Consider the following 9,477-nt stretch of genomic DNA (forward strand, 5'->3'; position numbering starts at 1 on the left):
CCCCCTCGGCCCAGCACCCCCCCCGCTCCGGCCTGCGCAGAGCGGTCCGTACGCGTGCGCGTGTCCTGCGGCGTCATGGTCGACAACCGCGCCTCGGTGCCGGCTTCATATCTGACGGCGGGTCTCCGAAACCCTCCACCGCGGCTCGGTTGATCCACCAGACTTGCTCTTGTTTCCCCGCCGAGCCCGCCGAGCCCGCCGAGAGGGGACGGCAAGCATGGCGAACAGCGCACTTCTGGTGATCGACGTCCAACGGGACGTCCTGGCCGTCGCCGACGACGGTCCCGGCTATCTGCCGCGCTTGCGCAGGCGATCAACGGAGCCCGGGCTGCCGGCCCCCCGCGATCTACGTGGTGATGGGGCTACGGCCAGGCGATCCGGGAGTCAGCCCTCGCAACGAGGTGATGACGAACATCGTGCGGCTCCAGGATCCGTTGAGGCGCCGGTTGGTATGAATCAGCCACTCGCTCAGGGCTGCGACGACAGACATGCCGCGACGCGGATATCCGTCCGGAAGCCGTTCCGCCTCCGGGAGATCGAAGAACCGAAGATCCTTCGTGGCCATGACCGGCTTCTTCACCACCCGGCCATGCTCGTCGATAGGAGTGTCGGTGCCCCGGCTGTCATCCTTCACCGACACCGAGCCGTCGGTATGCAGCGTGACCACACACCGTCCGCCGCCCCGGCTCACTGCCTCGTCAGCGGCGTAAGCAACGATCTCGAGAACAAGGTGTTCGGGTCCGCCCGGCGCGAACTCCTGCGAATCCCTGGCGGATCCGATCGATATGGTCCGCGTCCACGGTGCCGGCCCAGTCGTGCGTGGTGTTTACCCAAGAAGCCCTTGATCCATCCATTCGGCAAGCATCCGTCGTGCTCTCGTTGAGGCTGCCGCAACGAACCGGTCAGCAGTGATCGTCAGGGCCGGGGTCGATGCTCTCGCAAAGGTCGGCGAGGAGGTAGCGGATCCGGTCGGTGATGGCGTTGTGCCGTTCGACCTTGCGGGGCCAGCCGCGTTCAGCGGCATTCTGGGCGAGCTGCTGTTCACGGTCGAGCTGGGACCGCAGGCGCGGTGCGTACTCACTGGTGGTGAGGAACTTCGAACAACGGAGGTAGAGGTCGCACTCGCAGCGGCCCTCGACATCCGGACCTGCGCGAGGTGCGAGCCAGCCGCATCCCCACCCAGCTCGACACCCCCCGCGAGGTAACCGAAGCGAGGAAGATCAATCTCACCGGGATTTCCTGTACGCCGACTACTCACACCCGACGAGGCCCGTGGGTTCAGGGAAACTGAAGGTTCTTCACCGTGAACCCACGGGTCGATTCCCTGATTCTGGCGGTTGGGCCCGTGGGTTCGTGGTCAACCTGCGGGGTCGGTCTCGGCAGCCTGTTCCAGGAGGGCCCGTGCGGAGTCCGCGTAGCGCATCGCGGTCTTCTCGTCGAGGCCGAAGACCTCGGCGAGGTGGAGTGGGTCAGGGCCGCGGACCATGGCCTCTTCAAGCTGTCGGTCGACGCGGAGCCGCTCCAGGGTGGCGTCCTGCCCGCGCATCGGTGCGCTGATCCAGTGGTTGCTGGCCCGGCTGGTGGTGTTGGCGGTCTGGTTGTTGATCAGCAGGTGGAGGTTTGCGGTGCTGGGCCACCGGCAGCGCCGGTGGCCCAGCCAGTCCGTCAGGAGCTTCAGAGTGAGGTCGTCGAGAGGCCGGGCGCGTCCGGCGATGGTCAGCCGGCGGTTGCCGAGGTCGACGTCGTCGAGCGTGAGGGTGGCGATCTGGGCGACCCGGGCGGCGTGGACCGCCGCGAGCGCGAGGACGAGCCGTGCCGCCGGGGTGGTGGCCGCCGCGACGGAGCTCTCGACCTGTTCCGGAAGGAGCGGTTGGAGCACGCTGTACTCGTTCTGCCCGACCTTGATGCGGCTGGTGGGGTTGCGGAAGACCAGCCCGTGCCGTTTGGCCCAGGTGAACAGCGAGCGCAGGGCGACGAGTTGGTCACGCCGCTGGTGACCGTGCAGTGTCTTGATGTAGGTGAGGACGTCGTCGCGGGTTACTTCCCGCAGGTGGTGATAGCGGTTCGACCACTCAAGCAGGGCTGGGCGGACTTGGTTGAGGGAGAGCCAGACCGTTCCTTCCCGTCGCGGGAGACTGCGGGGGCCGCCGTCGCGCAGGACGCGGGTCCAGCGCTCGGCTTCCGAGCGGATGCCGGGTGCGAGTCCTTCCAGGCGCCCGACGAGCCAGCGTTCGAAGGACGGTTCGCTGTCGTCCTCGAAGATCCCCATCTCCTCCAGGACCGTGACGACATGGCCGACGGGCAGGTCCAGCGCCCGTAGCGGGGCGAAGATCTCCGTATGCCGGATCATGTCGCCTTCGACGTGGCTGGTGAGGACGACGGCCAGGCCCCGGTTGACGGCGAAGCGGATGTTGCGTCCCCAGCCGCGGGCCTCGGCGAATCGGTGGGCGAGGTACTTCGCCCAGGCCAGCCACGGGCTGGCCAGGTCGGCGTCGGCCGGGTCGAGTCGGCCAAAGTCCCGGGGGATCTGCTCGAACAGCGGCAGCTGCCGCCAGCCGGGGTCTGGGCGCCAGGCCGGCGCGGGAGGTGGTTTGCGCGGGGCTCCACGCCGTCCTCCCTTCCGCCGGGCCGGGGGCGTCGGTCTCCTGCGGTAGTGCATCTGGACGAAGAACAGCTGATGGTGCCGGACGGCGGCGAGCCGCTCCCGCACGTCCGCCCCATCCGAGGGGTGGCCGTCGGCTGTCTTCGCACCGAGGCGGGCCTGGCACCAGCACAAGCGGCAGTAATTCCACTTCAGCGGCTGGACGCGACGGCAGCCGGTGCATTCCGCCGCGTCGTGCCCGCGGCCGAACATGTAGCAGGTGTGGCAGAGTCGTCCGCGGAAGTCGCCCCAGGCCAGGCAGCCAGGGCAGGAACTGGTGGGTTTGACGTAGCCCTTCGGGAAGCGTGCCACCGGATCACTCCGGGGGCAGCGACCGGCCGTCCCGGCGCTTGGGGATCACCCTCGGCGCGGCGGTCCCCGAGCCGGCAGCGGCCCGGACCGTCTCCTCCTGGCCGGGGCGGTGCACCTTCTCCGGCTCGGGGATCAGGAGGTCGCCGATCTCGCAGCCGAGGACGACGCAGATGACGTCCAGGTCCTCCAGCTTGAGGGAGACCGGCTGGCCGGACCACAGCCCGGACATCTTCCCGGCCGAGATCACCAGGCCGTGCTCGGCCAGGCTCCGCTGGAGCTCGGAGGCTTTCCAGATCCCCTTGTTCGCGGCGGTCAGCCGCAGGTTCCACTTCATCGCAGGAGTCCTTCCAGCCGCTTCGCGGCCCGCTGCTGCCCGGCCACCCAGGCGTCCTCGACCCGGGTCTGCTGGACGTGGACGTATCGCATGGTCGTGGCGATCCAGGAATGTCCGAGGACCTCCTGGATCGCGATCAGGTCGAGTCCGCCGAGGTAGAGCTCGGACGCGCAGAAGTGCCGTAGGACGTGCGGGGTGAGCTTGTCGCCCCAGCCCGGCAGATGCGCCAAGGCCGCGGCCTTGAGCCCGCCGCGCAGGGCATCGTCGCCGACCCGGCCCGAGGAGCCGTCGGCGCTTCTGCGTTCGGAGGGGAACAGCGGGGCGCCGGGGCGGGTGTGGTCGTCGTCGAACTGGCCCCAGACGTCCTCAATGAACCACCGGAGCGTGCGGTCGGCGCCGTTGATCAGGGGGACCATCCGCTCGCGCGGACCCGAGCCCCGGGCTCCCTTGCCGTGACGGACGTGGAGCTTGCCGAAGCGGCCCAGGTCCCACTTGATGTCCGCCAGATCGAGCTTGCATGCCTCGCTGACCCGCAGCCCGACCTGGGACATCAGCTTGGAAGCGGTGTAGTTCCGGGCGGTCGGGGCGAACTTCCGGCAGGTCGCCAGCTCGCCGCCCCACCCGGTGAACAGCGCCTTGACCTCCGGCTCGGACGGCGGAATCCGCAGAGCTGCGTCCTTCGACCCGTGCGGCCGGTTCATCTCGTCGATCGGGCACTCGATCACCCGCCCGGTCATCCGGTGGATCTCGACCTTGTGCCGCAGCTCCAGGAACAGGAAGTACGGGGTCAGCGCCTGAGAGCGCCCCAGCCGAGTGCCGCTCGGCGAGGCCCGCAGCACCTTCCCGAAGTACGTGTCAGCGTCGGGTGGTTCCATCTCCCACAGCGGTCGGCCGAACCAGGACCGCATCTGTTCCAAGTGCCCGACGTCCCCGCGGATCGTGCCGTCCGCCAGCCCGGCCGAGGCCCGCGCCAGCACGAACCCCGCCAGCACGTCGGTCTCGAACTGCACCAGCTCCTCCGCCGTGGCCGGCGGCCGGACATCACGCAGGTCCCGTACGACAGCCAGCGCCAACCCGAGCCCCCTCACCTTCAGCCCGATCGTGAACCGATCAGACAGAGTGAGAACGCTTCAGGAATCCCGAAGTTACGTCAGCCCGCGAACCACTGCCGGAAAGAAGACGAACCCCCTGGCCACGAGGTCGAGAACTCAGCGCGGCTCACAGCAACCCACGGGATGCCGCACATTTGTCCACGAGATCGGACAGTACTTCGACACCGATTCAGGCAGCGGGAAGCCCACGAGACAAGGGCGGAATGCTTACGAGATGCGACAGCACCACCAAGAGGGCGGCCGTGCGGGCTCCGAGTCCTGGCGTACGTTCGAACTCATGACGCACACCCTGAAATCCCGGCTGGTGGCCCTGTGAGCGGCTGGTGGGTTTACCTGGAGGAACGGACCCGCCGTGGGGTCGATGCCGACGTGCTGCGCGACCGCCGGCTGTCGGCGGTCAGGTCCGTCTGGGAGGCGCTGCGCCCCCTGGGGGTCGGCTTGCACGAAGCCGAGCGGGTGGTCCACGCGCGATACGAGGTTCTGGGCGACCTCGTACAGCACACGCCGTCTGATCCGCTGGACCTTTTGGGCCGGTCGATGCGAGGAGCCTGCCGGGCCCGGCGAGTGTCAGCTTGCCGAACCGCGATCCTGTCCGGCTGCCAGAAAAACGACCACAGAACGGTCCCGTGCACGGTCCAACGGTGAGCCGCCCGGCAGCTGCCCACCCGTTCAAAGCTCAACCTATCACCCGTATGGAGTAATCAAGCAGGCCCATTCGGGTTACCCCGCCAAATAATGGCTCTAGAGGGCTTCATGCAATCCAGGAAAGGAGTTCAAGAACCCCGCACTGCGCAACAAGGAAGGCCAGGCATCATGACCGGTACGACACGTTACTCAGAGCCGGACCCAGCGTCGAAGGAATTCGAGATCTCATTCCGAGACGAAGATAATGTAACTCAGACGGACCGGCAGAATGCGGAGCGCTCGGTCGCCGCACTCGTGGCGCGTGCTAAGGAAGCAGCCGAACAGGACCGTGCCGCAGAAGCTGGCCTGGTGGAGTTGACGGACCCACTGAACGCACCGTTCAGGAAGCTCATCGAAGAAGACCCCCACGCCGTCAAGGCTCTGGAGAAACTGCGCACCTGCGAACTACTAAAACTGTCCGACACGACAGACACGCTGCAGCATGACGAGCCACTCGCTACCCCCGACGTCTCACCCCGTGCAGAGTCCGGATTCGCCCCACCGTACGACTTCGATTGGAACTTTCACATCGACCACCCGCCGGTCAAAAAGACCCACGACCGATTCACCGGAACGCTCCAACTGGAAGCCCGATCAGGGTTGGTTGACGAAGGTGCCCCCGGGCGCGTCATAGCCCATGCCGGATGCGGGGTGTGGATGGTATTCGAGAACCCGGGGAAAAAGTTTCCGCGCGCGTTCCTAAATCCGGGCTCATTCGCCTTTCATGTGAAAACCGTCGGCGTCGGTAGCAATGCCACATCCGAGGGTGGATTCGAACTGGCCGTGTTCGAGGACGGGCGCTTCCTGACCAGTGCAAGTCGCAGACTGTGGCGCAGCAGAATCAGCGGGTTCGAAGAGGCGCAGGGAAGAGACGGGCCGCTCAGCATAACTACGCCCAACGTTGAGTTCAACCTGCGCCCGGGCCATGGTTACTCAGTCAACGCCTTTATCTGGGTCGTCACGGATCGGTCGACGGGGGTCGGTGCTGCGGCAGCGGTTTCCCGCATCTCAGCGAGAATGCCCAGAATGTCGGTGATCAGCTGAGGGAGCTGGCACGATTCGCCGGAGCGGCCGGGACCGCCCTGCCGCACCCGCCGGCGGCCCGGCGGCCCGGGCCGGAAGCGAACCGGTAACGCGTCGGCGACGCGGCACGTCTTGCACCGCCGCTGGTCGAACCGCTGCACGGATACCGCCCTTGAGTGGCGCGCACCGCCGAGCCGACACCGGTGCGGCGGTCGTGTGTGTGCGCCGCCGCGAACCCCCGGATTGCACGGGTTCATTGGACGCGTCAGCCGCCTGTCGTCAAGCGATCGTTTGCCGACAGGTGACCCAGAATCGACCGGCAACCCACAATGTCAGGCATTACCTGACATTGTGGGGATGTCAGGTGTAGCCTGACGCTATGGCGGATGTTGAGCTCGACCCCGACACCGAGCGGTACGCCTACAGCCCGAAGGCTCTCGCCCGACTCGTCCTCTCGTACGAACTGCGTGAACTCGCCGACCGGGCCGCCGTCGGCGTGTCGACCGGTAGCGACGACTACGCCGAGCCGGGCGAGGAGGTCGGCGACGCGCTCGCCCTGGTGCACCAGGCCCAGGAGGTCCTGACCCGCGCCGTGATCTTCGAGCGGGCGAAGGGCACCAGCTGGGAGGCCATCGCCGAGCAGATGGAGATGAAGCGGCAGTCCGCCCACGAGCGGTACCGCGAGGCCGAGCAGACGTGGAAGAACGCCCTGCACGAGCCGTTCAACCCGCTCCCGCCCGGAGCCCGGCCCACCTACGAATACCTGCGTCTGCACGAGGCCGCGTACGCGCCGATCGCCGCCGGGCGGAGCCTGGACGAGTGGGCGGAGGAGCACGGCAAGGGCGAGCACGCCGTCACCGGCGGCCTGCCCACGCTCTCCCTGCTGGATGAGATGGGCCAGCTCCTCGACGGCCTCAAGTACCTGTACCGGGACATGTACAAGCGCCCGGACCCTGTTGCCCGCCTCCGGCTGACCGAGCGCAAGGCGGCTCTGCTCGACCGGATCGCCATCGAGGAGGGCCGCCCCGAAGCCGCCGTCCAGGCGGAGGAGGCCCGTGCCCTCGCTGCCCAGCTCAGGGCCGAGATCGAGGGCACCGCATAGCCACGATCAGCGCGATTACGTCTCGCCTTCGTCGTCCTCGTCCAGCTCCGGCGTGTCCGGGTCGCGCAGCGGGCGCAGGGCGCCGACGGCCGGGACGCTGGCGGTGAAGCTGTAGCGGCCGAGCAGGTTCAGGTTGCGGTGCTTGAGCGGGGACAGGCGCGAGACGTCCTCGTCCCGGATCTCGTGGCCCTCGGCACGGAGCTGGGCGACGGCGGCGTCGATGTACTTCGTCGTCCAGAGCACGATGGCGTTGAGGACCAGGCCGAGCGCGCCGAGCTGGTCCTCCATCCCGTCGCGGTACGCCTGGTGGATGGTGCGCGTCGGCGTCGGGCGGCTCCATCTCCCACAGCGGCCGGCCGAACCAGGACCGCATCTGCTCCAGGTGGCCGACGTCTCCGCGGATCGTGCCGTCTGCCAACCCGGCCGAGGCCCGCGCCAGCACGAACCCCGCCAGCACGTCGGTCTCGAACTGCTCCAGCTCCTCCGCCGTGGTCGGCGGCCGGACATCGCGCAGTTCCCGTACGACAGCCAGCGCCAACCCGAGCCCCCTCACCTTCAGCCCGGTCGTGAACCGATCGGACACGGTGAGGACGCTTCAGAAATCCCGAAGTTACGTCAGCCCGCGAACCACTGCCGGAGAGAGGACGAACCCCCTGGCCACGAGGTTGAAGACTCAGAGAGGCTCAGAGCAACCCACGGGATGTCGCACACATGCTGGTGGTCCAGGCTCCCACCACCTTCGAAGGCCAGAAGCAAGCCCTGACCCAGGTCAGGAACCGCCAGCGGGCCCGCCCCGAGACCGGGGCGGCCCGCACTGCGCAGCTACACCATCAGCGTGCCCTGCTAGGGACTGTCCGGCGAGTCATGAGCGGATCCCCCCGAGGCGTACCGCAACAACGGTGACGGTGCCGTGGACGACGTAGGCACGCTGCACCCCACGGACGACGGTTCAGGAACCGTAGGTGATGGATACCTGCGCCGATCCGGTGGCGGGGCTGGAAGTGCCGCCCGCCGGGACGAGGTTCGACCCGCCACCGCCGCCGCCGGGCCCGCCGGCGGCGGCGGTGACCAGGAAGCAGCCTCCACCTCCGCCGCCACCGTGCCAGCCGCCGCCACCACCGCCACCGCCGAATCCGCCACCGCCCGTGCCACCGGTACCGGGCCTGCCGTCGGTGCCGGCCTTGGAGTCCTCGGGGCAGGCGGCTCCGCCCTTGCCGCCGTGGGTCTGGGTTCCGCCGCTACCCCCGCCGCCGCTTTCCGGTCGCTCGCCGCCGGGCTTCCCGGTGTCGCCCGCGTTTCCGCCGGTGGCCTCGCGGACGGGGCCGGTGAAGCTGGAGCCGCGTCCGCCGCCCCCGCCGCCGGCGGCGACGATGAGGCGGGGGTCGGTGCCGGGAACGCCGGTCAGGGCACAGTTCGCGCGCGCCGAGCTGCAGGTGCGGACGTCACTGGCACCGCCGCCGCTGCCGCCGGGGCGCTGACCGGTGACGGCTCCGCCGCCCGTGTCGACGTTGACGTAGTAGGTGGTGCCGGGCACCACGGTGAGGGTGCCGGTGACGGTGGCGCCGGTCCCGCCCGCTCCGCCCTCGAAGGCGGACCGTCCCGGCTCGCCTGTGGCGGTGACGGTCAGTCGGGTGACGCCGGCCGGTACGACGAACCGCTGGTTGGCGCCGGCGGTGAATGTCTTGGTCACGGGCACCGCTGCGGCGGGCGCCGCGGGCACCACCAGGACCGCTGGCAGCGCCGCGGTGGCGAGCAGGAGCGCGACCCGTCGGGCCGTGCGCTGAGGGCGGTTGGATTGCTGTGGGGTCAAAGTCACGATGGGGACTCCTGGACAGGGCCGTCGCCCCCCCCCCCCGGACGCGCGGACGTAGGTAGATGGTCCGGCCCCTGCACGGGACCGTCCGCCGCAGACCGTCCGGCCGCAGCGGTCAGGTGTCATGCTCTCCCTCAGTCTCCCCGTTTCCCGGTCCGCCCGCCTCCCGGCGTCCCGGTCCGTCCCGGCGGACACCTTCGAGCAAGCCGGCCGGGCCCCGGGGGAACGCCCGTTGGAGGGTCGGGCGCGGGCGGCTGGCGGGCGTCGGCGCGCGCGTTGGAGCGGGCCCCGGGGCACCGCCCGGGGCGGCGGCGCGATGGTGGTCCTCACCCTCCTGGTGGCGCTCGTGGAAGCGGTGGAGGCCCCCGCCTGTGGCACGAGGCGCAGCAGCACCGCGCTCAGGCGAAGGCCGCCGAGGCCGGGCGGCTGCTGCGCGAGGCCGCCGCCGCGGCCGGC

General features: G+C 69.1%; 7 protein-coding genes and 2 pseudogenes. 3 read left to right on the top strand and 6 right to left on the bottom strand.

The annotated features are described in order from the left end of the window. Positions 1-217 precede the first annotated feature (217 nt). Positions 218-422 (top strand): annotated as a pseudogene (locus CCN44_RS46190) (cysteine hydrolase); the annotation flags it as partial. Here CCN44_RS46190 and CCN44_RS46195 read toward each other — a convergent pair. The 4 genes from CCN44_RS46195 to CCN44_RS15020 form a co-directional block, all read right to left on the bottom strand. Further along, complete coding sequence (locus tag CCN44_RS46195; RefSeq protein ID WP_237482591.1) at positions 347-667, bottom strand: hypothetical protein; 321 nt, start codon at positions 665-667, stop codon at positions 347-349. The pseudogene CCN44_RS46190 and the gene CCN44_RS46195 sit on opposite strands and share 76 nt — an antisense overlap. Before the next feature lie 690 nt (positions 668-1,357). Beyond that, complete coding sequence (locus CCN44_RS15010) at positions 1,358-2,953, bottom strand: site-specific integrase (RefSeq protein WP_086697915.1); 1,596 nt, start codon at positions 2,951-2,953, stop codon at positions 1,358-1,360. A gap of 4 nt (positions 2,954-2,957) precedes the next feature. Continuing rightward, complete coding sequence (locus CCN44_RS15015; RefSeq protein WP_086697916.1) at positions 2,958-3,287, bottom strand: helix-turn-helix domain-containing protein; 330 nt, start codon at positions 3,285-3,287, stop codon at positions 2,958-2,960. After that, on the bottom strand, positions 3,284-4,360 hold the full coding sequence (locus tag CCN44_RS15020) for a tyrosine-type recombinase/integrase (RefSeq protein WP_086697917.1): 1,077 nt from the start codon (positions 4,358-4,360) through the stop codon (positions 3,284-3,286). The genes CCN44_RS15015 and CCN44_RS15020 overlap by 4 nt, the downstream gene beginning before the upstream one ends. Positions 4,361-5,212: 852 nt before the next feature. Here CCN44_RS15020 and CCN44_RS44020 point away from each other — a divergent pair. Together CCN44_RS44020 and CCN44_RS15035 are read left to right on the top strand one after the other, a co-directional pair. Next, positions 5,213-6,127, top strand: coding sequence for a hypothetical protein (locus tag CCN44_RS44020; protein WP_143649763.1), 915 nt, complete (start codon positions 5,213-5,215; stop codon positions 6,125-6,127). A 358-nt stretch (positions 6,128-6,485) separates the two neighbouring features. Continuing rightward, entirely contained in the window at positions 6,486-7,208 is a 723-nt protein-coding gene (locus CCN44_RS15035) for a hypothetical protein (RefSeq protein WP_086697919.1), read from the top strand. 15 nt (positions 7,209-7,223) lie between these two features. On the opposite strand, the pseudogene CCN44_RS15040 reads toward CCN44_RS15035, so the two are convergent. Together CCN44_RS15040 and CCN44_RS45020 are read right to left on the bottom strand one after the other, a co-directional pair. Continuing rightward, positions 7,224-7,523: pseudogene (locus CCN44_RS15040) on the bottom strand (Tn3 family transposase); the annotation flags it as partial. Positions 7,524-8,157: 634 nt separating this feature from the next. Then, positions 8,158-9,024, bottom strand: a complete 867-nt coding sequence (locus tag CCN44_RS45020) for a hypothetical protein (protein ID WP_167403981.1) — start codon at positions 9,022-9,024, stop codon at positions 8,158-8,160. Positions 9,025-9,477: the final 453 nt, after the last annotated feature.

It is taken from the genome of Streptomyces tricolor (assembly GCF_002155905.1).
Lineage (GTDB): Bacteria > Actinomycetota > Actinomycetes > Streptomycetales > Streptomycetaceae > Streptomyces > Streptomyces tricolor.

Bases quoted from the DNA above. Each gene is read 5' to 3' on its own strand.
- CCN44_RS15015 (WP_086697916.1), bottom strand. From the start codon at position 3,287: ATGAAGTGGAACCTGCGGCTGACCGCCGCGAACAAGGGGATCTGGAAA.
- CCN44_RS44020 (WP_143649763.1), top strand. From the start codon at position 5,213: ATGACCGGTACGACACGTTACTCAGAGCCGGACCCAGCGTCGAAGGAA.
- CCN44_RS15035 (WP_086697919.1), top strand. From the start codon at position 6,486: ATGGCGGATGTTGAGCTCGACCCCGACACCGAGCGGTACGCCTACAGC.